The sequence below is a fragment of the Methyloparacoccus murrellii genome, from assembly GCF_054657115.1.
In genome coordinates this window covers 18,293-40,302 of the sequence record NZ_BAAHXD010000032.1, presented here as the reverse complement: position 1 = coordinate 40,302, position 22,010 = coordinate 18,293, and the positions used below count along the sequence as shown (strand labels likewise).

21 protein-coding genes and 1 pseudogene are annotated in these 22,010 nt (G+C 63.6%); 18 read left to right on the top strand and 4 right to left on the bottom strand.

Going from position 1 to position 22,010, the window contains the following annotated elements:
* Positions 1 to 965: two-component system sensor histidine kinase NtrB (locus ACYQ1H_RS10320; RefSeq protein ID WP_460027970.1), on the top strand; the 965-nt coding region annotated here is incomplete at its 5' end.
* On the top strand, positions 962 to 1,348 hold the full coding sequence (locus ACYQ1H_RS10315) for a response regulator (protein WP_460027969.1): 387 nt from the start codon (positions 962 to 964) through the stop codon (positions 1,346 to 1,348). The genes ACYQ1H_RS10320 and ACYQ1H_RS10315, both read left to right, overlap by 4 nt.
* 151 nt (positions 1,349 to 1,499) lie before the next feature.
* Here the strand turns inward: ACYQ1H_RS10315 and ACYQ1H_RS10310 are convergent, their stop codons facing one another.
* Entirely contained in the window at positions 1,500 to 3,152 is a 1,653-nt protein-coding gene (locus ACYQ1H_RS10310; RefSeq protein WP_460027968.1) for a YncE family protein, read from the bottom strand.
* Positions 3,153 to 3,705: 553 nt separating this feature from the next.
* Here ACYQ1H_RS10310 and xth point away from each other — a divergent pair.
* Entirely contained in the window at positions 3,706 to 4,473 is a 768-nt protein-coding gene (xth, locus tag ACYQ1H_RS10305; RefSeq protein ID WP_460027967.1) for an exodeoxyribonuclease III, read from the top strand.
* Between the two features lie 158 nt (positions 4,474 to 4,631).
* Here the strand turns inward: xth and ACYQ1H_RS10300 are convergent, their stop codons facing one another.
* Together ACYQ1H_RS10300 and ACYQ1H_RS10295 are read right to left on the bottom strand one after the other, a co-directional pair.
* On the bottom strand, positions 4,632 to 5,480 hold the full coding sequence (locus tag ACYQ1H_RS10300) for a L,D-transpeptidase (RefSeq protein WP_460027966.1): 849 nt from the start codon (positions 5,478 to 5,480) through the stop codon (positions 4,632 to 4,634).
* A 56-nt stretch (positions 5,481 to 5,536) separates the two neighbouring features.
* Entirely contained in the window at positions 5,537 to 6,253 is a 717-nt protein-coding gene (locus ACYQ1H_RS10295) for a ComF family protein (RefSeq protein ID WP_460027965.1), read from the bottom strand.
* A 70-nt stretch (positions 6,254 to 6,323) separates the two neighbouring features.
* On the opposite strand from ACYQ1H_RS10295, the gene bioB reads away from it, so the two are divergent.
* The 10 genes from bioB to ACYQ1H_RS10245 all read left to right on the top strand — a co-directional run bounded on the left by bioB (position 6,324) and on the right by ACYQ1H_RS10245 (position 15,956).
* A complete protein-coding gene (gene bioB, locus ACYQ1H_RS10290; protein ID WP_460027964.1) occupies positions 6,324 to 7,340 on the top strand; it encodes a biotin synthase BioB in 1,017 nt (338 codons plus the stop codon).
* A gap of 51 nt (positions 7,341 to 7,391) precedes the next feature.
* Positions 7,392 to 8,597 (top strand): 8-amino-7-oxononanoate synthase, encoded by a 1,206-nt coding sequence (gene bioF, locus ACYQ1H_RS10285; RefSeq protein ID WP_460027963.1) that lies wholly within the window; start codon positions 7,392 to 7,394, stop codon positions 8,595 to 8,597.
* A complete protein-coding gene (gene bioH, locus ACYQ1H_RS10280; protein WP_460027962.1) occupies positions 8,594 to 9,370 on the top strand; it encodes a pimeloyl-ACP methyl ester esterase BioH in 777 nt (258 codons plus the stop codon). The genes bioF and bioH overlap by 4 nt, the downstream gene beginning before the upstream one ends.
* Positions 9,367 to 10,173 (top strand): malonyl-ACP O-methyltransferase BioC, encoded by an 807-nt coding sequence (gene bioC / locus ACYQ1H_RS10275; protein WP_460027961.1) that lies wholly within the window; start codon positions 9,367 to 9,369, stop codon positions 10,171 to 10,173. The genes bioH and bioC overlap by 4 nt, the downstream gene beginning before the upstream one ends.
* Positions 10,170 to 10,871 (top strand): dethiobiotin synthase, encoded by a 702-nt coding sequence (gene bioD, locus ACYQ1H_RS10270; RefSeq protein WP_460027960.1) that lies wholly within the window; start codon positions 10,170 to 10,172, stop codon positions 10,869 to 10,871. Before bioC ends, bioD begins: the two co-directional genes overlap by 4 nt.
* A 122-nt stretch (positions 10,872 to 10,993) precedes the next feature.
* Positions 10,994 to 11,470 carry a DUF2244 domain-containing protein gene (locus tag ACYQ1H_RS10265; RefSeq protein WP_460027959.1) on the top strand — a complete coding sequence of 159 codons (477 nt, stop codon included), beginning with the start codon at positions 10,994 to 10,996 and terminating at the stop codon, positions 11,468 to 11,470.
* A 46-nt stretch (positions 11,471 to 11,516) separates the two neighbouring features.
* Complete coding sequence (gene coxB / locus ACYQ1H_RS10260; protein WP_460027958.1) at positions 11,517 to 12,701, top strand: cytochrome c oxidase subunit II; 1,185 nt, start codon at positions 11,517 to 11,519, stop codon at positions 12,699 to 12,701.
* 30 nt (positions 12,702 to 12,731) lie between these two features.
* Positions 12,732 to 14,318 carry a cytochrome c oxidase subunit I gene (ctaD, locus tag ACYQ1H_RS10255; protein ID WP_460027957.1) on the top strand — a complete coding sequence of 529 codons (1,587 nt, stop codon included), beginning with the start codon at positions 12,732 to 12,734 and terminating at the stop codon, positions 14,316 to 14,318.
* A 177-nt stretch (positions 14,319 to 14,495) separates the two neighbouring features.
* Positions 14,496 to 15,053, top strand: a complete 558-nt coding sequence (locus ACYQ1H_RS10250; protein ID WP_460027956.1) for a cytochrome c oxidase assembly protein — start codon at positions 14,496 to 14,498, stop codon at positions 15,051 to 15,053.
* A 21-nt stretch (positions 15,054 to 15,074) separates the two neighbouring features.
* Positions 15,075 to 15,956: a cytochrome c oxidase subunit 3 gene (locus ACYQ1H_RS10245; RefSeq protein ID WP_460027955.1), complete on the top strand. Its 882-nt coding sequence runs from the start codon at positions 15,075 to 15,077 to the stop codon at positions 15,954 to 15,956.
* A 51-nt stretch (positions 15,957 to 16,007) separates the two neighbouring features.
* On the opposite strand, the pseudogene hslO reads toward ACYQ1H_RS10245, so the two are convergent.
* Positions 16,008 to 16,877 (bottom strand): annotated as a pseudogene (gene hslO, locus ACYQ1H_RS10240) (Hsp33 family molecular chaperone HslO).
* A gap of 80 nt (positions 16,878 to 16,957) precedes the next feature.
* Between hslO and msrA the strand changes: the two are divergent.
* The 5 genes from msrA (at position 16,958) to groL (ending at position 21,853) form a co-directional block, all read left to right on the top strand.
* Positions 16,958 to 17,623: a peptide-methionine (S)-S-oxide reductase MsrA gene (gene msrA / locus ACYQ1H_RS10235; RefSeq protein ID WP_460027954.1), complete on the top strand. Its 666-nt coding sequence runs from the start codon at positions 16,958 to 16,960 to the stop codon at positions 17,621 to 17,623.
* Positions 17,624 to 17,666: 43 nt separating this feature from the next.
* Positions 17,667 to 19,010 (top strand): ATP-binding protein, encoded by a 1,344-nt coding sequence (locus tag ACYQ1H_RS10230; RefSeq protein ID WP_460027953.1) that lies wholly within the window; start codon positions 17,667 to 17,669, stop codon positions 19,008 to 19,010.
* On the top strand, positions 19,007 to 19,570 hold the full coding sequence (locus ACYQ1H_RS10225; RefSeq protein WP_460027952.1) for a response regulator transcription factor: 564 nt from the start codon (positions 19,007 to 19,009) through the stop codon (positions 19,568 to 19,570). The genes ACYQ1H_RS10230 and ACYQ1H_RS10225 overlap by 4 nt, the downstream gene beginning before the upstream one ends.
* Before the next feature lie 301 nt (positions 19,571 to 19,871).
* Entirely contained in the window at positions 19,872 to 20,162 is a 291-nt protein-coding gene (groES, locus tag ACYQ1H_RS10220; RefSeq protein ID WP_460027951.1) for a co-chaperone GroES, read from the top strand.
* 53 nt (positions 20,163 to 20,215) lie between these two features.
* Complete coding sequence (groL, locus tag ACYQ1H_RS10215; protein ID WP_460027950.1) at positions 20,216 to 21,853, top strand: chaperonin GroEL; 1,638 nt, start codon at positions 20,216 to 20,218, stop codon at positions 21,851 to 21,853.
* Positions 21,854 to 22,010: the final 157 nt, after the last annotated feature.

The window sequence follows — 22,010 nt, the reverse complement described above, 5'->3', positions numbered from 1 at the left end:
GGAATGCTGCTGCCGAGAGGTTTTCCGGCCTTTCGGCGGCCGAGGTGACTGGCGAGCCTTTTTGCAAGTACTTTACTGAAGAATATCAGCGGACGGTCAAGCGGGTGTTCGGGCAGGTTGTCATGATGGGGGACTCCAAGACGCAGGAAGCGGAGTTCTATACATCATCCGGCGATAAGGCTCTCGTCTCGTGGGTGTTCTCACCAATGATTGATGATTATAACCAGACAACGGGATTCGTGGTTGTCGGGCGGGGTCTGACGGAGCCAAGAAAGCTTGAGAGGCTGCTTCTTCAGTCGCAAAAGCTTGCAGCCCTCGGCGTCATGGCTGGAGGGATTGCCCATGAGATAAGGAACCCACTCGCAATATGCTATTCCGCAGCGCAGTTCCTGGTGGACGACAGCCTCTCTCCGGAACTCAGGAAGCAATGCTCTTTGAAGATCCAGGCGGGTATAAAGAAAGCATCCGATATTATTGAAAACCTATTGCGGTTTGCTCGCCCATCCCAGTCAAACGAAATGGTCGAGACGGACCTGCTGGCTGTGCTTCGGGATACCATCGAATTGGTGTCGCATCAGGCGCTGGTCCAGAAGATTCAAGTCAAAAAAGACTTCAAGGACGTCCATGTAACCATCCGTGGCGTGGCTGGACTCTTGCAGCAGGTTTTCATGAACATCATGCTGAATGCCATCAATGCGATGGGTGATGGTGGCGCGATGATCGTCCGCCAGTGGTCCACGGTCAATTGGGTTGAGGTCGCGATAGAGGATACGGGGATAGGGATATCGCCAGAGGATCTTGATCGCATATTTGATCCCTTTATATCGCTGAATCCGAAAGTGAAGGGGACAGGTCTGGGGCTTTCGATATCCCATGCGATCATTCAGCAGCACCTCGGCACCATAGAGGCCGAGAGCGCGATTGGCAAGGGCACAAAAATCAGGGTGCGTCTGCCGATAATATGATGGACAGGTTGGGTGGGCGTATTCTGATAGTCGACGATGACCCTGACTTGTGCTGGGCCTTGGGATGGTTGGTGGTATCGAGGGGGTTGGACAGTCGTGTCGTTCACCGCGGTGAGGATGCTATTGCCGCCATCCTCTCGGAGGCATTCGACCTTGTGTTTCTGGACGCCAAACTGCCGGATCTGGATGGTCTCGACGTGGTCAAGCGGCTACGGTCGGGCGGATATTATTACCCTCCCGTTGTGATGGTCACGGGATATCATTATTGCGATGATCCGCTCATTCGGGAGGCTCTGATGACAGGCATGATTAGAAGCTTTGTCGCCAAGCCTTTCGATCATGATGATATTCTTGGCATGATTGAGCGGTTTTGCGGTTGCTGAGCATGACCATCATTGCTGGGCAGAGCACTGCTCGGCGCCCATGGCGGATCTTGCGTATTGATTCACGCGCTGAAAAGGGCCTGCCGCCGGCTAGTGCGGTGAGGAATGCCATATTTGCCGGCCTCGAATCCGGTGGTACAGGCCCGAGCCGTTACAGTGTCGTGCAGCGGCTGTTTTTCAGGTCCTCGTTTGTGCGGGGGATGACCACACAGTCGTGATGGCCGCCGAAATTGGGCAGGAATCCCAAGGGTTCCAGCGTATCCTGGCGGAAGATGAATACGCCGGCGGACAGCCGCTGGAACCCGCTGAAGATCTGGAACACGTATTTGCCGTCATAACTGACCGACATGGTCTGGCAATCCGGTCCGATGTTGACGAATTTCTTGATGATCTTCCAGGTCCGGGTGTCGACCACCACGCAGGCACTGTCGTGGGGTCTCGGATACAGCACCGAGACGAACATCTTGCTGCCGTCGACCGAGAAACAGAGGTGGAACGGGCTGGGGAATTCGCCCACCCAGGCTGGGTCCTTCACATAGGTGACTTTCTTCCAGTTCAGCGGATCCGGATCGGAGGTGTCGAACACCGCCATGTTGTTCTGCTGGATGTTGTTCATCATGGTGTAGTGCCTGCCATCGGGGGAGAATCCCGCTTCATGGCCGACGCACTTGACGTCATCGAAATGACACTCCCAGACATCCGGGCTGGAGGAGACCCGGGTGATCTTCAGTATGCCCGGCGAGCCTTCCGGGTTGTGCAGTACGCAAACCGGCTCCCATGTGGTGCGGTCGATGATGATCGACGAGGACAGCATGCGGATGACCAGGGCGGAGTAGCGGTTGCCGGGATGATGCACCACGGCGTCCAGGCCGGTGAGGCTGCGCGGATCGGCGCCGGGCAGTTCGCCCTTTTCGACCAGGTTCTCGGCCATCGGCACCATTTCCCAGTCGATCTTGTTGCCGCGCGTGCCTTCCAGGTCGAATTTGCCGGTTTCCTTGGGCTTGACCAGGCGCGTGAGGCGCAGGGTGCCGCCCTTGGTCCAGTTTTCCTCTAGGGTGCCCTCCCTGACCTTGCCGATCCAGTCGGCGCGAAAGGCCTGGATGACGCTGGTTTTCCGGTTCAGCGGCGGACGATCGAAGAATGCGCCGATGTCTTTCTGGCCATCGGCGGAGGCAAAACCGGTAGCGTCGGGGTAGACGGTGATATGGACGCCGAGACCGATGCCGGTGGATTCGGCGATGTCCTCGACCAGATTCATCGACTGCCCGTCGAAATGGACCCGGTAGAGATGATTGCCCTGTCCAAAGCGGTCAAGCAGGCCGCGTTCCTTGATCCTGGTGTCGAGGCCGTAAATCATGACGTTGTCGCCGCCCTGTGTGGAGTTGACGAACTCGAACCCCTGGTATGGATCGGGCGATGGGTAGGCGGCCAGATGGTGGGAGATCGGGCAGGTGTCGCCGTAGTTCCAGTAGGATATCCAGGCCAGGGTTTTGCCACTGCCCAGATCGACCGCATGGCTGCCGCCGCCCAGTTTTTCGGGCGCCAGGTAGATGTAGTTGCCAAGATCCTCCTTGCAGAGCCGCAATCTGGAGGCGTCCACCACCGGAATCCCATCCTTGCCCGACAGATCGGGTGGAGCTACCGGAGCTTTGCTGCTGCCCGGTGAATCGGCCTGGGCTGTCCGGGACAGGCTTGCCAGCACGCCGCCGCCCAGCAGGGCGGTCCCGAATCCGCCGGCCAGACCCAGGATATCTCGCCGAGTCATGCCGTTTTGCGGGAGCAGGTGGTCGGTTTCTTCACTCATCAGATATCTCCAGGTGGGCGGGACGTCACGAAGCGTCCCCTGTCGGTCGTGTCGGCGTGAGGCTTTCCGGATGCCCCGCGAACCGGTTGTGGGCGGGGGTGGTCTGCGCTGTTTGCCATCAGGTCGCCGTTGCCCGTCTTGCCCGAGGCATCTGGTCGACGGCGGTACGATTGCCAGTGATGGCGCGCCCATGCCGAGAACTGGCGCCGGGGTTTCCGGTGATGTTTCCAATCTCTGGCAATCAATGCCTCGGTCGCGGCAATCGCGTGGTGAGTTCCCCGCCGTGGGTTCCGGGCCACGAAATCGATCACCTGCCTTCATCGGGCAGGCAGCTTGCCCGCCGCGCCGAGTATAGCCGACCGCCCGGTTTGCAGTCGCGCGGGGCGGGGTGCGTGATACCGGCGAAAGCGATAGGCTACCGGCGACCCGATATGAGCACGTCGCCGGCGGGCGGGCGTTCATCCTCGTGGTGCGCCCGATACGAATGCCGGGTCCTGACGACGGCTGGCCACCGGGTTGCCTTCTTCATATACGTCAAGGGATTGTATTGCCGATGAAAATTGCTACCTGGAATGTCAACTCGCTGAAGGTGCGCTTGCCGCAGGTGCTGGACTGGCTGGCGCGCGAGTCGCCGGATGTGCTGGCCTTGCAGGAAACCAAAACCGAGGACCAAACGTTTCCGCTGGCCGACCTGGAGGCGGCAGGTTACTCGGTACGGTATAGCGGGCAGAAGACCTATAACGGCGTCGCGGTGCTCAGCCGGGCGGCCTCGTCGGAACCGGTAATGGACATGCCCGGCCTGGATGATCCCCAGCGCCGTATTCTGGCGGTTACCGTGAGCGATACGCGGATCGTCGATCTCTACGTGCCGAATGGCAGCGACGTCGGCTCCGACAAGTACGCCTACAAGCTGGACTGGTTGGCACGCATGCGGGACTGGCTGGCGGAAGAGTCCACGCGTTACCGGAATCTGGTGGTGCTCGGCGATTTCAATATCGCGCCGGAAGACCGCGACGTTCACGATCCCGCGGCCTGGCGGGAAAAGATACTCTGTAGCACGCCCGAGCGACAGGCTTTCCAGGCCTGGCTTGACCTCGGGCTGGTCGATGCCTTTCGCCGTTTCGAGCAGCCCGAGAAGTCCTTCAGCTGGTGGGATTACCGCATGAACGGCTTTCGCCGCAACCTGGGCTTGCGCATCGACCATATCCTGGTCAGCCCGGTGCTGGCGGAGCGATGCGAGTCGTGCTGGATCGACGTCGAACCGCGCCGGCTGGAACGGCCTTCCGACCATGCGCCGGTGGTTGCGGTTTTCAGGACATAGCGGGCCTGGCCTGCCCGTCGCGATGGGGTGCGACCGGCACCATCCGCGGACCGGGCGGCCGCCGGGCGCCGCCGTGATGGCAGACGCTGCCGCCTGGCGGGGGCAGCCATGCGTCGGGATTCCCGTGCCGTGGGGCCGCGCTCATGACCGGCGGCTTGTTACCGGTGCTCGGGCGGCACACCCTTGAGCCGGATCCGCTTGCCGACCGGCGCGGCCTCCTGCCTGCCGGGCTGGGCATGGTCGCCGCGCTTCTGCCCCCAATGACTGGTGGGGCCGACGATGATCAGGGTCTTGTAGGACAGCGCCTTGCGCCCCGTCTTCCGGCCCGAGTGACGGTCGATGACATCGACCGGCCCATAGCCGCTGTGGCCGACCAGATGGAACAGTTCCTCGGCGCGGTAATCCTCCACGTGCACGCAGCCGTGCGACGCCGCCGCGTGCCCGAGTTCGCGCAGCGACTCGCGGTCCAGCGAGGAATGCAGGGCCATGCCGCCGTGGAAGAACACTGCCCACAGCATGGGCGCGTCGTATTTGCTGGACCAGTGGCGCGAGGAAAAATGCTGCGGCCGGAAATAACCCGCGGCGGTTTCATAGCCCTTGGCGCCGGATGAGATCAGCCAGTAGTAGTGCAGGCCGATATCGCGCTTGTAGAGGCGCAGGGTTTGTGCCCTGCCCCAGTAGGGATCGTCGCGCTTGTTGACGATGACGATCAGGTTGTAACTGTCGAAGTCCGGGTTCGCGAGCGGATCCGGCAGGGTATCGGCCTCGGCGCGGTCCGGATCCCGATACGGCGCGAAGGCCTTGGTGACGCCGAACGCGTAATCGGATTTCGCGCCGACATCGGCCTCGTAGCGCGTGGTCGGCTGGCTCCTGGGAAAACCTTCCCAGGGGCCGGGTGGCTCGGGGTAGTCGGTGGCGCCGAGCGTGGCGGACGCAAAGCCCAGGAGCAGGGTGCCGAACCAGAGCGCGACCGGACGCCGGTTGGCAGATGGGCGGACGATTGGCATGGCGTGGCTCCCGGGGTTGGCCTGTCGACAATATACAGGACCGGTCCGGCTTTGCATCAGCCCGGGGGCAGGGCGCGGGCGCAACTCCAGACCTCGATCCGGCTGACGCCCGCCTGGCGCAGCGCGCGGGCGAATTCACCGACGGTCGCGCCGGTGGTGACGACATCGTCAACGATGGCGACATGCCGGCAGGACAGGGGTGCCGCAAGCCGAAAGGCCTGACGGATGTTGCGCCGGCGCTCCCCGGCGCGCAGTTGCGCTTGCGGGTCCGTGGCGCGGACGCGCCGGGCGCAGCGCGTGTCCAGCGGGATGCCGCTCCTGGCGGAGACGATGTGGGCGATTTCCTCGGCCTGGTTGAAGCCGCGCCGGATGAGGCGGCTGCGGTGCAGCGGCACCGGTATCAGCCGCTCGGGAGGCTCGGCCAGCTCTCCCAGACGCAGGGCCAGCAGTTCGCCCAGCAGACGGGCATGGGCCAGCTGGTTCCGGAATTTGAGCCCCTGGATCAGATGCCGGACGGGCTCCTCGTAACGAAGCGCGGCCCGCAGCCGGTCAAAGGGAGGCGGTCGGCGCTGGCAGGCGCCGCAGGGGCTGGTTGTCGCCGCGGATTGCGGCAGGCCGCACACCGGGCAGGCCGGCGTCAGCCAGGGCAGGGCCGCGAGGCAGGCCGGGCAGATATCCAGTTGCTCCAGACCGCGGTCGCCGCAGAGCAGGCAGGTGGGTGGAAACAGCAGGTTCTGTATAATTCGCGACCAGCTGTCGACGGGCAGCCACATTCCGGGTTGACGGATGTGGCGTGCGCCGGCCGATGTTCTGCCCTGATGCCAATTTCCGGAGCCTTTCTGCATGTCCGCCCAAGCTGCTTCCGTCGCTGCCCCCGAAGCCAACCGCCAGTCCCTCATCGGCGAGCTGCGCCATGACTGGACCGTTCCGGAGGCGCGCGCGCTGTTCGAGCAGCCCTTCAACAATCTGGTCTTCCAGGCCCAGAGCATTCACCGGCGTCATTTCGACCCCAACGAGGTGCAGGTTTCCAGTCTGCTCAGCATCAAGACCGGCTCCTGTTCGGAGGACTGCGCCTATTGTCCGCAGAGCGCCCATTATGACACCGGGGTCGGCAGGGGCAGCCTGATGACGGTGGCGGACGTGCTGCAGGCGGCGCGGCAGGCCAAGGCGCAGGGCGCGGCGCGTTTCTGCATGGGCGCCGCCTGGCGCAGTCCCAGCGACCGCGATGTCGAGCGGGTGTGCGAGATGGTCGCGGGGGTGAAATCGCTGGGCATGGAGACCTGTGCCACCCTCGGCATGCTGACCGAGGCGCAGACGCACCGCCTCAAGGCCGCGGGCCTCGACTATTACAACCACAACCTGGATACCTCCGAGGCCTACTACTCGGAGATCATCACGACCCGCACCTACCAGGACCGGCTGGAGACGCTGGAGCGGGTCCGCGAGGCGGGGCTCAACGTTTGCTGTGGCGGCATCGTCGGCATGGGCGAGGGGATCGAGGATCGCGCCGCCCTGCTGGTGCAGCTGGCCAATCTGCCCCGGCACCCCGAGAGCGTGCCGATCAACCTGCTGGTCCAGGTCGAGGGCACCCCGCTCGCCAGCGTGGACACGCTCGATCCGCTGGATTTCGTCCGCACGATCGCCGTGGCCCGCATCCTGATGCCGGCCTCGCGGGTGCGGCTCTCGGCCGGACGCACCGGGATGAGCGACGAGATGCAGGCCCTGTGCTTCCTGGCGGGTGCCAACTCCATCTTCTACGGCGAGCGCCTGCTGACCACCGACAACCCCGTGGCGGACAGCGACCGGCAGCTCTTCCGGCGCCTGGGGCTGCGCATGGCGGGTTACTACGCCCAGGCCTGAGGGGCCGGGGCCATCCAGCAGATGTCGTCGGGTTCTCCGAGCGGCCCCGCCATGTTGCGCGACAGATTGGCCGAAATCGAGCGGCGGGGGCTCTATCGCCGCCGCCAGCCGCTGGAGTCGCCGCAGGGCGCCGAAATCCAGGTGGGCGGGCGCCGGCTGGTCAATTTTTGCAGCAACGACTATCTGGGGCTTGCCAATCATCCGGAGGTGGTGGCGGCCATGTGCCGGGGGGCGGCCGAGTATGGCGTCGGCGCCGGCGCGGCACACCTGGTCTGCGGTCACTCTCGTGCCCACCACGCGCTGGAGGAGGCGCTGGCCGATTTCACCGGACGCGAGCGGGCGCTGCTGTTTTCGACGGGCTACATGGCCAACCTTGGGGTCGTGTCCGCGCTGGTCGGGCGCGGTGACCGGGTGTACGAGGATCGCCTGAATCATGCCTCCCTGATCGATGGCGCCCGTCTGTCGGGTGCGCGGCTCAGGCGTTACCCGCACGGCGATGCCGGGGCACTGCGGTCGGTCCTGGAGCATGCCGGGGGCGGCCATGCCCTGATCGCCAGCGATGGTGTCTTCAGCATGGATGGCGATACCGCCCCGGTCGCGGCGCTGGCGACGGCGGCCCGCGCCACCGGAGCCTGGCTGATGATCGACGATGCGCACGGTGTGGGCGTGCTGGGCGAGCGGGGCGGCGGTCTCCTGGACGCCGTTGGCGCAACGCCGGATGACGTTCCCATCCTGGTCGGAACCCTGGGCAAGGCTCTGGGGAGCTTCGGCGCCTTTGTGGCTGGCGCCAGCGAGCTGATCGAATATCTCGTCCAGCAGGCGAGAACCTATCTCTACACGACCGCCCTGCCGCCTGCCGTCGCAACGGCCACTCTGGCGGCGCTGGCGCTGGCGCGCCGGGAAAGCTGGCGCCGCGCGCTGCTGGACGAGCGGATTCGCCGTTTCCGGGCAGGCGCCCGCCAGCTGGGGCTGCCGCTGGCGGAATCGGCCACGCCCATTCAGCCCATCCTGGTCGGTGACAATCGGCTGGCCCTGGAGGCCAGCGCGCGCCTGCGCGCGGCCGGTTTCTGGGTCGGCGCCATCCGGCCGCCGACGGTGCCCGTGGGGACGGCCCGTTTGCGGGTGACGCTGACGGCGGCGCATGGCGATGTTCAGGTCGACGGTTTGCTGGAGGCTCTGGCGCGGCTGCCTGGGACCTGCTTTCAGGGCGATGCGATAGCGGTGCGCGGGCCGCGGATGGAGGGGAGTGCGGCGTGAGCGAACGGCTTGCCCATGGCGTTCATGTCGACACCTTCGGTTCCGGCCCGGAGTTGGTGCTGCTGCACGGCTGGGCCATGCACGGCGCCATCTGGCAGGACTTCCTGGAGCTGCTGGCATCGCGCTGGCGGATCACGGTGATCGACCTGCCGGGGCATGGCTACAGCGCGCCCCTGGAAGACTATTCGCTGCCGGCCGTGGTCGATGCGGTCGTGGCCGTGGTGCCGCCTTCGGCATACTGGCTGGGCTGGTCGCTGGGCGCCCTGATCGCACTGGGGGTGGCGGCGCGGCACCCCGGGCGGGTGCGGGGACTCGTTCAGCTGGCCGGCACGCCGCGTTTCACGGCCGCGCCCGGCTGGCCCGGCGTGGCGAGCGAGTTGCTGGAGCAGATGGCGGCCAGCCTGGCGGGGGACATCCTGGCCACGCTGCGGCGTTTCATTGGCCTGCAGACCCACGGCATGGATAACCCGAGGGGGATGGCCAGGCGTTTGGAGGCCCAGCTTACGGCGCGGCCACACGCGGAGGCCGGCGCCCTGCAGGGTGGGCTGAGGCTGTTGCTGGAAGAGGATTTGCGCAGGGTTCAGGCCGACTTTGACGGGCCGCTGGTCAGCCTGCTCGGTGGCCGCGACCGACTGGTGCCGGTGGCGCTGGCCGATGTCCTGCGGGTGCTCAATCCCGGCGCGCGGGTCGAGGTCATTCCGGCCGCGGCGCACCTGCCGTTCCTGACGCATCCCGGGGCATGCCGGCAGGCGCTGGACATGCTGCCGCCATGAGGGCTCTCGACCGTCCGGCCAAGCGGCTGGTGGCGCGTTCTTTCGGCATGGCGGCCACGACCTACGATGCCGTCGCAGGCTTGCAGCGGTCGGTGGGAAACGGGTTGCTGGCCAAGCTTGCGCCGTCGGTGCGACCGCGCCGCGTGCTCGATGTCGGTGCCGGCACCGGGTACTTCTCCCTTGCCCTGGCGCACCGCTTTCCGGAGGCGCAGGTGCTGGCGCTGGATATCGCCGAAGGCATGCTGCGGCAGGCCCGTCAGCGCTTCCCGGGCGCCTGCATTGTCGCCGATGCCGAAGCGTTGCCGCTGGCCTCGGCTTCCGTGGATATCCTGTTCTGCAACCTGGCCATCCAGTGGTCTTCCTGCCTGCGCACGACGTTCGCCGAATTCCGCCGGGTGCTGCGTCCCGGTGGGCAGCTGCTGTTCTCCACCCTGGGTTCCGGCACCCTCAGGGAACTGCGTGAAGCCTGGGCCGAGGTCGACGGGCACACCCATGTCAACGAGTTCGCGGATATCGCAATGGTAACGTCCTGTCTCGAGGCCGCCGGGTGGCCATGCGCCGACCTGCATGGCGAATGCCGCCGTCTGGATTACCCGGACGTGATGTCGCTGATGCGCGAACTCAAGCGCCTGGGGGCCCGCAACCTGACGCCGGATCGGCCGCGGCATCTGACCGGCAAGTCCACGCTGGCACGGATGGTGGCGGCCTATCCCGTAAGTCAGGCGGGCGACAGGGCCGAGGTGGTCGCGAGCTTCGAGGTCATCGCGGGCAGTATCTGGCTCAGGGAGGCGATCCCGGCATGACGCATCGCGGATTCTTCATTACCGGCACCGATACCGGCATCGGCAAGACGCATGTCACGGTCCGGCTGATGCGTCTCTTGCAGGCGCAGGGCTTGCGGGTGGTCGGGATGAAGCCGGTGGCCTCGGGTGCCGAGTGGCGGGCGGGTGGCTGGGTCAACGAGGATGCCCTGGCGCTGCTGCGGGCCGCGTCAGTCCCGCTGCCCTATGACTGGGTCAACCCCTGCGTCTTCGAGGGCCCGGTGTCGCCCCATCTGGCGGCCGCAGCCGCCGGCTGCCGGGTCGAGCCGGGGGTGATCGAGGCGGCTCTGGGTCGGCTGTCGGGGCTGGCCGACTGCGTCCTCGTGGAAGGCGTGGGTGGCTGGCTGGTGCCGCTGAACGAGGTGACCGATGTCGCGGGCCTGGCATGCCGCCTGGATCTGCCGGTGATACAGGTCGTCGGGCTGAGGCTGGGCTGTATCAACCATGCGCGCCTGACCCAGGCAGCCCTGCTGGCTTCAGGCGCGCGGATAGCCGGCTGGATCGCCAATCACCTGGAGCCGGAGCTGCCGCATGGCGCCGGTGTCCTGGCGACCCTGACGGACTGCCTAGCGTCCTCGCCGCTGGGCGAGTTGCCGTTTGTGGGGCAATCCGGACACACTACATCTACCGAGAATGCCCACTGGAAAATTGGTGAAATCTTGCGCCTGCTGGTGCCTTGAGCTAGCATTCCAAAACTTGTATCCAGCCCAAGCTTGGCCATCTGCGGCGTGCGTTCGGATGTTTCGCCATTTGTCCAGGGTAGGTCGCACCACTGGCATGGCGCAGTTTTCGGGTTGTTTCCATGGTTGAATCCGCGCGGGATGAGGCTGATGGCGTCATCCGCTATGTGCTGAGCGCCAACCGCTCGCTGAGCGGTCGGGAAGCCTTCTGGGTGCTGGCTGTCGCTGGCCTGGTGGTGATCGGTATCGGCGCCGGTTTTGCGGTCGCCGGGTTGTGGTTGGTCCTGCCTTTCTCGGGGCTGGAGTGGCTGCTGCTGATCTATGCCTTCAGGGCCAGTCTCGATGGCGGGCGCACCCGTGAGGTCCTGACGATCGGGGCGTCGCAGGTGGTTCTGGAGCGGGGGCGCGAGGCACCCGAGACGGTATACCGGTTCCAGCGAGCCTGGCTGACCCTTGAGTGGATCCAGCCGCGGTTCAGGGGTTATCCCGGCCGGCTGACGTTCCGTTCCCATGGCCGGCAGGTCGATGTCGGCGGTTTCCTGCCCGAGGAGGAGCGGATGACGTTGTTCCGCGAACTCCAACAGATTTTACGATCCTAGCGTCGATCGGATGAATCCTGGCTTTAGATTGTTGAGAGAGGGTTACGTGAAGAACTTGAGAACTTTGCTGGCGGTTGCGGGATCCATGGGCGTCGGCGAAGCCTGTGCCGATTACACGCTCAACCTGACCGAGGGTGTGACAGAACTCAGCCGAGACATCCATGACCTGCACATGCTGATCTTCTGGATCTGTGTTGGCATCGGCGTTCTGGTCTACGGCCTGCTGGTCTATTCGCTGATCCATCACCGCAAGTCCAAGGGTGTGGTGCCGGCAACTTTCCACGAGAACACCAAGCTGGAAATTGTCTGGACGGTGATTCCCTTCCTGATCCTGCTCGGCATGGCTGTTCCGGCCACCAAGGTCATGATCAAGACCTACGATACCGCCGGCGCCGATCTGACCGTCAAGGTCACCGGTTACCAGTGGAAGTGGAAGTACGAGTATCTGGACGAGGGGGTCAGCTTCTTCAGCACCCTGGACGCCAAGAGCAATCAGGCCCGGCAGCTGGGTTCCGGCGTCAGCCCGGCATCCGTCGAGAATTACCTGCTCGAGGTCGACCACCCGCTGGTGATCCCGGTCGGCAGGAAAATACGCTTCCTTTTCACCGGCGGCGACGTCATCCACTCCTGGTGGGTGCCGGATCTCGGCTGGAAGAAGGATACGATTCCCGGCTTCATCACCGATGGCTGGGTCAAGGTTGAGAAGCCGGGCACCTACCGCGGTCAGTGCGCCGAACTCTGCGGTCGCGACCATGGCTTCATGCCGATTGTGGTGATCGCCAAGCCGGAGGCCGAGTATCAGCAGTGGCTGGCCGAGCAGAAACGTGGCCATGCGGGTCCGATCAAGTCGGCGGCAGCCGAGGAGGCCCCGCCAGCCGAGCCGTCGGCACCTGCCGCCAGTGCGGCGGCGGAAGCCCCGCTTGCCGACGACAAGCGCGCGGTGCTGGCAACTGGCAAGGCCGTATACGAGGCGCACTGCCTCAGCTGCCATCAGGCGGACGGTGAGGGCATCGCCGGCCTGTTCCCGGCCATCAAGGGTAGCGCCGTGGCCAGTGGGCCCGTCGAAGCCCATGTCGACCTGGTGTTGAACGGCAAGCCTCCGCTCATGGCTTCTTTCCGCAATATCCTGAAACCCGAGGAGATCGCGGCAGTCATTACCTATCAGCGCAACGCACTGGGCAACAGCACGGGCGATGTTGTCACCGCCGGCGATGTCGCGGCGCGTCCCTAATCCGAACCCATTCCCGAAGAGGTGAATCCTATGTCCGTCACGGCAATTCATGACGATCACCACGACCATGGCCCCGGCAAGGGCCTGATGCGATGGGTGACGACCACCAATCACAAGGATATCGGCACGCTTTACCTGATCACGTCGCTGGTCATGTTCATGGTTGGCGGTGCCATGGCGCTGGTCATCAGGGCCGAGCTGTTCGAGCCGGGCATGCAGTTCGTCGATCCCCAGTTCTTCAACTCGATGACCACCCTGCATGCGCTGATCATGGTCTTCGGCGCCGTGATGCCGGCCTTCGCCGGTCTCGCCAACTGGATGATCCCGATGATGATCGGGGCCCCTGACATGGCCCTGCCGCGCCTGAACAACTGGAGCTTCTGGCTGCTGCCGTTCGCGGCGCTCATGCTGGTCAGCACGCTGTTCATGGAGGGTGGTGCCGCCGCCGCTGGCTGGACCCTGTATCCGCCGCTGGTCCTGCAGACCGGCGCGGCCTTCCCGTTCACGATCTTCACAATCCACATTCTCGGCATCTCGTCGATCCTGGCGGCCATCAACATCATCGTCACCATCCTCAACATGCGCGCACCGGGCATGACGCTGATGAAGATGCCCTTGTTCGTGTGGACCTGGCTGATCACGGCATTCCTGCTGGTTGCCATCATGCCGGTCTTCGCCGGTGCCGTGACCATGCTGCTGACCGACAAATTCTTCGGCACCAGTTTCTTCAATGCGGCGGGTGGCGGTGACCCGGTGCTGTACCAGCATCTATTCTGGTTCTTCGGCCATCCCGAGGTCTACGTGCTGATCCTGCCGTCGTTCGGCATCATTTCCCAGATCATCCCGACCTTTGCCCGCAAGCCGCTGTTTGGCTATAGCTCGATGGTCTACGCGACGGCGTCGATCGGTTTCCTGTCGTTCATCGTCTGGGCTCACCACCAGTACACGGTCGGCATGCCGGTCGAGGGCGAGCTGTATTTCACCTATGCCACCATGCTGATCGCCGTACCGACCGGTGTGAAGGTCTTCAATTGGCTTTCGACCATGTGGCAGGGCGCGATGACCTTCGAGGCGCCAATGCTGTGGGCCATCGCCTTCGTCGTGCTGTTCACCATGGGTGGCTTCACCGGCCTGATGATGGCGATCTCGCCGGCCGACCTGCAGTACCATGATACCTACTTCATCGTCGCGCACTTCCACTATGTGCTGGTGTCCGGGGCTGTCTTTGCCATCATTGCCGCTGTCTACTACTGGCTGCCCAAGTGGACGGGCGTCATGTACGACGAGCGCTTGGCTAAGCTGCACTTCTGGCTGACGACCATTTCCGTCAACGTCTGCTTCTTCCCGCAGCACTTCCTGGGCCTGGCCGGCATGCCGCGGCGGATTCCCGACTATGCCCTGCAGTTTGCCGAGTTCAATGCCTGGTCCAGTGTTGGCGCCTTCGTGTTCGGGTTCTCCCAGTTGATCCTGTGCTATGTCGTCATCAAGAGCATCCGTGGTGTAGGCGAGCCTGTGACCAACGAGGTGTGGGAGGATGCCCGGGAACATGGGCTGGAGTGGAATCTGCCCTCGCCCGCGCCCTACCATACCTGGGAGACGGCACCGGATATTCGCTAGAGCATCGGTTCTGCGTTTGCGGGCTGCCTGAACCACCGGGCGGCCCCTTTCCCGGGATCACCTCACGATGGACCGTCGTAAGAAAAACATAGTACTCGCTGTGCTCATCGGCATCGTTGCCATAGGGCTGTATGTCTATGCGATCTACCGCGTGATGACGGAAGCAGGGGCTGCGCCGTGATCCCGGACCGGAAGAGACCCAGGCATGGACGGGTGATCTGGCCAGTGGTGCTGGTCGTGATCGCCATGTTCGGCTTCGGCTTTGCGCTGGTGCCGCTGTACGATGTCTTTTGCGAGCTGACGGGTCTGAACGGCAAGGTGAAGACCGAGGCGCAGGCTGAGGCGGCGGGCAAGGTCGACACCTCACGGTGGGTGACGGTCGAGTTCGTCACGACCGTGAATGGCAGCATGCCGCTCAAGTTCCGTGCGGAGACCACCAAGCTCAAGGTTCATCCCGGGGAATATCAGACGGTCAGGTTCTACGGAATCAACGAGTCCGGCAGGCGACTGGTGGGCCGGGCCATCCCCAGCATCGCGCCAGGCTGGGCTACCCGGTTTCTGAAGAAATCGGAGTGTTTCTGTTTCAGCGAGCAGGTTTTCGAGCCGCATGAGGAGCGGGCGATGCCGGTGAGATTCGTCATTGATCCGGAGTTGCCGGAGTCGGTGGCCGATCTGTCCTTGTCCTACACCTTTTTCGATATTACCGAATCCCAATCACCGCCCACGAAGAACTAGAGACGAGCAGGGGAAATCATCATGGCTTTACACGGTTCCTACTATCTACCACACAAGGCGACGCAGCCCATTCTCGGGTCCATTGGCCTGTTTGTTTTGCTGGCCGGCTTCTCGAACTACCTCAACGGTTCCGATCTGGGGCCGATGATGATGTGGGCGGGCGGCGGTATCGTTGCCTACATGATGTTCATCTGGTTCGGCTCGGTGATACGTGAGAGCGTCGCCGGCATGTACAACCATCAGGTGGACGTTTCCTTCCGGATGGGGATGATCTGGTTCATCACCTCGGAAGTCTTCTTTTTCGCCGCCTTCTTCGGCGCCCTGTTCTACAGTCGCGTCTACGCATTGCCGTGGATGGCGGGCGAGGGGGCCAACCTTGGCATGGCCACGCATCAGTATCTCTGGGATACCTTCCAGAATGTCTGGCCGACCAACGGCCCGGAGCGTCTGGGTGGCAAGGAGGGCGGCGAGTTCGAGCCGATGGCGGCCTGGGGTATCCCCGCCATCAATACCCTGATCCTGCTCACCAGCGGCGCCACCGTGACCTGGGCGCACTGGGGGCTGCTCAAGGACAACCGTCGCCAGCTGATCATCGGCCTGGCGCTGACCGTCGCGCTGGGCTTCCTGTTCGTGTTCCTGCAGGGCGTGGAGTACCACGAGGCCTATACCGAGATGGGCCTGACCTTGGGCACCGGCATTTATGGCTCCACCTTCTTCATGCTGACCGGCTTCCATGGCCTGCACGTCACCATCGGTGCCATCATGCTGACGGTCGTGCTGTTGCGGAGTCTGCGCGGTCACTTCAGTAGCCACAACCATTTCGCCTTCGAGGCGGCCGCTTGGTATTGGCACTTCGTCGATGTCGTCTGGCTGGGGCTGTTCATTTTCGTTTACTGGCTCTAGGGCTGTTTTCGGCTTGACAAAAAAATCGCGCCTCGGCGCGATTTTTTTGTCTCAGTGCCGGGTTGACATGGGTTTTATGGCCGGCGCGTTTCGAAACAGCGCGCTGACATCCACGCGATCGAAGCGGTAGTGGCGGTTGCAGAATTCGCAGTCAACGGCGATTTCCCCTTCGGTGTCCAGGATGGCCCCGGCTTCGCCGGATCCCATCGCCAGCAGAACGCTCTCGATGCGCGCGCGGGAGCAACTGCAGCGAAAGACCACCGGTTCCGGCTCCAGCAGCCGGACGTGCTCTTCATGGAACAGCCGGTAGAGCAAGGCTTCGTCTGGCAGGGACAGCAGTTCCTGGCGGGTCAGGGTGTCGGCAAGACAGTTGATGCGCGTCCAGTCCTCTTCCCGGGACTCGCCGCCGGGCAGTTTCTGTAGCAACATTCCCGCAGCTCGCCGGCCGTCCGCAAACAGCCACAGGCGGGTCGGCAACTGTTCGGACTGACGGAAGTAATTTTCCAGGGAGTGCGCCAGTGAGCAGCCCTCCAGCGCGACGATACCCTGGTAAGGATCGCGGCCGTCCTGCTGGATGGTCAGAATCAGCCGGCCATCACCGAAACTGCTTGCCAGGGTGCTGCCGGCGGGAATCCCCCGCCAGTGGGCCAGCCCGCGGACAGCCAGCTGATGGGTCGTCTGCGCGACCAGGGTGGTGACGGGCCCGGGGCCCTGAATCTGCAGGATCAGCGATCCCTAAAATTTTATGGTGCCGCCGAGCAATACGACCGCGGCGAGAGCCTGGCCCAGCAGGTTCGCGACAGGCTCCGGATAATCGGTTGTGCCCCTGACAGCCTCGAACGTCGCGGTGAGGTGGATGATTTCGCCACGGATGCCGAGGTTTTCGAAGAAGAAACGTCGAAACTGGTCCTGCTCGTTCATGATCGGATGTCCTGCGGAAGGCTAAACGATTATAGTAGGGTATCGCTGTCGGCCGTTGCCGATTGCCTGGAGGAATCGCCATGTTCGGTTACAAGAGCAAACTCGCCCTGCCCGAGCCATCCCAGGCCTTGCCCGGGAGGGCGGAACCCGTGGCCATCCCGGCTGCGCATCATGTGAATGGCCATCCGCTGCTGCCGCCTTATCCTGCGGATGCTTCGACCGTGGTGTTCGGCCTTGGCTGTTTCTGGGGGGCGGAGCGCAAGTTCTGGCCGATTCCGGGCGTCTACGTCACTGCCGTGGGGTACGCCGGTGGTCATACCCCCAATCCCACCTACGAGGAAGTTTGCAGTGGCTTGACCGGCCACGCCGAGGTTGTGAAAGTCGTTTATCAGCCCACAAGGGTTGCCTTCGACAGCTTGCTGAAGGTGTTCTGGGAGTCCCATGACCCGACCCAGGGGATGCGGCAGGGGAACGATATCGGCACCCAGTACCGCTCCGTCATCTATGTGGAAGATGCGTCCCAGCTGGAGCGGGCCCGGGAAAGCCAGCATCGCTATCAGGCGGCGTTGACGCAGGCCGGGCGCCCGGCAGGAATTACCACCGAAATCGCGATGGCGCCGCCGTTCTATTTTGCCGAAGGCTATCACCAGCAGTATCTCGCCAAGAATCCGGCCGGATATTGCGGCCTCGGGGGGTTGAGCGTGCCCTATCCGGCGGTCTCCCCAAAGGAGGGCGCCGCGGCATGAGGTGCGCGGGGTCTGTGACCGGGCCGGGGGCGGGATTCCCTGCATGAGCACGGGGCCGCTTTCCAGCATTCCCACGCCCGCGCACCTGGCACGGGATGCGCGGCAGAACCTGCGCTGGCTGTTCGTACTGCGCAATCTGATGATCATTGGCGAAGGGCTGATCATCTTCATCAGTCTTTACGGTCTCGAAATCCCGCTGCGCGAGGTGCCGTTGTGGGGCATCCTGACGCTGCTGGGCGTCTTCAACTGGTGGACCTGGCTGCGCCTGGGCTCGATAGAGCCGATCTCCGAGAATGAGCTGTTCATCCAGTTGTCCTGCGATGTACTGGCGATCACCGCCATCCTGTATTTCACCGGTGGCGCCACCAATCCCATCGCCTGGTTTTTCCTCCTGCCGCTGATCATCGCCGCCACCGTGCTGCCCCAGGAGTACACCTGGTACATGGTGATCTTCACGACCGGCTGCTACACGCTGTTGATGAGTTACTACCAGCCATTGCCGGACATCCAGCCGCTGGTCTTCCAGGGCGAGAGCGCGCATGCGATGCATGCGATGCTGCCGGAGCACGATCTGGATCTGCACGTGTTCGGCATGTGGTTCGGTTTCGTCTTCAGTGCCGTGATGGTGGCCTATTTCGTGGTCGAGATGGCCAAGACCCTGCGGGCGCGGGAGCGCAGCCTGGCGGAGGCGCGCGAGCAAAGCCTCCGTAACGAGCGGGTCGTGGCGCTGGGCACCCTGGCGGCGGGAGCCGCGCATGAGATGGGCACACCGCTGGGAACCATGGCGATCCTCATCAAGGAAATCGAAAATGAATGCGCCTGCGCCGAGGATGCCGAGCTGGCGGACAAAATGAGGATCCTTCGCGAGCAGGTGGCGCGCTGCAAGCAGGCGCTCTCGGTGATGTCCGCCACCGCCGGCGAAATCCGTGCGGAAAGCGGCCATGTCATGCCGCTCACGGCCTATCTGGACTCGGTGGTTGCTAGTTGGCGCAATCAGCGGCCCGGCATCAAGCTGAGCTATCAGAAGCAGGGATACTCGCCAGCACCGGAGTTTCTTGCCGAGCTGACACTGACCCACGCCCTGGTGAACATCCTTAACAATGCGGCCGAGGTCTCGCCCAAGGGTATTGACCTGCGTGTCTCGTGGGATCAGCAGTCGGTGGTCTTGCGGGTGCTGGACCGAGGGCCAGGGATTGCGCCGACGGTTTCCGAGCAGCTCGGCAAGGCGCCGGTTTCGACCAAGGATCATGGATTGGGTGTCGGTCTGTTCCTGGCCTTTTCCACCATTCATCGCCTGGGTGGCAGCATCGAAATGACCCCGCGTTCGCGGGGTGGCACCCAGACGAGGATTGTTCTGCCCCTGACGAGCCCCTGGAGAATGGCATGAGCGATACGATGCCCCTGGATGAACCACTGGAGCGCCCCTCTCTCCTGCTGGTCGATGACGATCCGACCTTCTGTGGCGTGCTGGATCAGGCGCTCAGGAAGCGGGGCTATGAGGTGCATGTGGCCACCGATGTGGAGACGGGCATTCGTCTGGCCGAGGAGATCGAGCCCGAGTTTGCCGTCATCGATCTCAGGATCGGGCAAGAGTCCGGTCTGGCGCTGGTCAAGCGGCTGCACGAGCTGGATGCCAACACCCGGATCGTCATGCTGACAGGCTTTGCAAGCATCGCCACCGCGGTGGAGGCCATCAAGCTGGGGGCTGTGCATTATCTGGCCAAGCCGGCGGATACCGACGAGATCGTTTCCGCCCTCCACAAGGAGCAGGGCGACGAGTTCGTCGAGATCAAGGACAAGCCGCTGTCGATCCGCCGGCTCGAATGGGAGCACCTGCAAAAGGTGCTGGTCGAGCATGGCGGCAATATCTCGGCGGCCGCCCGCGCCTTGGGAATGCATCGCCGTACCCTGCAGCGCAAGCTGGAAAAGCGGCCTGTCAAGGATTGAGCCGCCGGTCAACCGATTGCGTTGCCTGAGCTCCGGTCCCTCCTTCCGGCACCTGCCTCCGACATGCCGTTCCTCCCTGGTATCCCCTGAATCGAGCCTCTTGTGCGTGAGTGAAGGGCTGCCCCGCCTCGTTCTTGCCGTCTGACAGCCGTAATGCCAGCAGATGCCGTCGCATGGCTTGACAGCCGTGGGCGGCGCTATATGATTAGCACTCGCCTGATTTGAGTGCTAACAGGGGGGCTCCGGCCGATACCTGTCCGCGCCGAATCCTTACCAAACTACCTGGCACAAGGAGCTATTCATGAAAATTCGTCCCTTGAATGATCGCGTCATCGTCAAGCGTCTGGAGGAGGAGCGTACCTCGCCGGGCGGCATCGTGATCCCCGATTCCGCTGCCGAGAAGCCGGTTCGCGGCGAGGTTGTCGCGGCAGGCAACGGCAAGGTCCTCGACAATGGCCAGGTTCGGCCGCTGGGCGTCAAGGCGGGTGACAAGGTGCTGTTCGGCAAGTATGCCGGCACTGAGGTCAAGGTCGATGGCGAGGAAATCCTGGTCATGCGCGAAGACGACATCATCGCGATCCTGGAAGGCTGAATCCCCGCCCTTCCAATCCCTCAACGATTCAACCGCATTAGGTATTAAGCAATATGGCAGCTAAAGACGTACGATTTGGTGATGATGCCCGTAGCCGCATGATCCGTGGTGTGAACATCCTGGCGCAGGCCGTCAAGGTGACCCTCGGCCCCAAGGGTCGCAACGTGGTTCTGGAAAAGAGCTTCGGCGCGCCGACCGTGACCAAGGACGGTGTCTCCGTCGCCAAGGAAGTCGAACTTGCCGACAAGTTCGAAAACATGGGGGCGCAGATGGTCAAGGAAGTGGCGTCCAAGACCTCCGACATCGCCGGTGACGGCACCACGACCGCCACCGTGCTGGCCCAGTCCATCCTGACCGAAGGTCTCAAGGCGGTAGCCGCCGGCATGAACCCGATGGATCTCAAGCGCGGCATCGACAAGGCCACCGCGGCCGCCGTCGAGGCCATTCACGGCATGTCGGTGCCTTGCGCCGACAGCAATGCCATCGCCCAGGTCGGCGCCATTTCCGCCAACTCCGATGAGGCCATCGGCAAGATCATCGCCGATGCCATGGACAAGGTCGGCAAGGAAGGCGTCATCACCGTGGAGGATGGCTCCGGCCTCGAGAATACCCTGGACGTCGTCGAGGGCATGCAGTTCGATCGCGGCTACCTGTCGCCCTACTTCATCAATAACCAGCAGAGCATGAGCGCCGAGCTGGAGAACCCGCTGATCCTGATCTGCGAGAAGAAGATCTCCAACATTCGCGACATGCTGCCGGTACTGGAAGGTGTCGCCAAGGCAGGTCGTCCGCTGCTGATCATCGCCGAGGATGTCGAGGGCGAGGCTCTTGCCACGCTGGTGGTGAACAACATGCGCGGCATTCTCAAGGTCGCGGCCGTCAAGGCGCCCGGCTTCGGTGACCGCCGCAAGGCCATGCTGGAGGATATCGCCATCCTGACCGGTGGCACCGTGATCGCCGAGGAAGTCGGCCTGTCGCTGGAGAAGGCCAGTATCGAGGATCTGGGTACCGCCAAGCGCGTGCAGATCACCAAGGAAGAAACCACCATCATCGATGGTGCCGGCAGCAGCGACAAGATCCAGGGCCGCATTGCCCAGATCCGCAAGCAGATCGACGAGACGACCTCCGACTATGATCGTGAAAAGCTGCAGGAGCGGCTGGCCAAGCTGGCCGGTGGCGTCGCCGTGATCAAGGTGGGCGCGGCGACCGAGGTCGAGATGAAGGAGAAGAAGGCTCGCGTCGAGGACGCCTTGCATGCGACCCGTGCCGCGGTCGAGGAAGGCATCGTCCCGGGCGGTGGCGTGGCCCTGATCCGTGCCTTGCAGAAAATCCGCGACCTGAAGGGCGCGAACCATGATCAGGATGTCGGCATCGGCATCGCCCGTCGCGCGATGGAAGAGCCGCTGCGTCAGATTGTTGCCAACGCCGGCGATGAGGCCTCCGTGGTCCTCAACAAGGTCGCCGAGGGCAGCGGCAACTTTGGCTACAACGCCGCTACCGGTGAATATGGCGACATGGTGACCATGGGCATTCTGGACCCCGCCAAGGTAACCCGCAGCGCTCTGCAGAATGCGGCATCCGTCGCTGGTCTGATGATCACCACCGAGGCGATGATTGCCGAGGAGCCCAAGGCCGAGGCGCCGATGCCGGGTGGCATGGGCGGAATGGGTGGCATGGACGGCATGATGTAACCGCCGGACGTCGCGCCCGAGTGTGGCGAGGCTCCCCTGGAGCCTTGCCCGATCCGATCGAAAGCCCCATCTCGATGGGGCTTTCTGTTGTCCGGCGCAGCCTTGCCGGGTAGGGAATCTCATGGGCGAGCGGCTGCTGATGTGGGCATGGCGATCG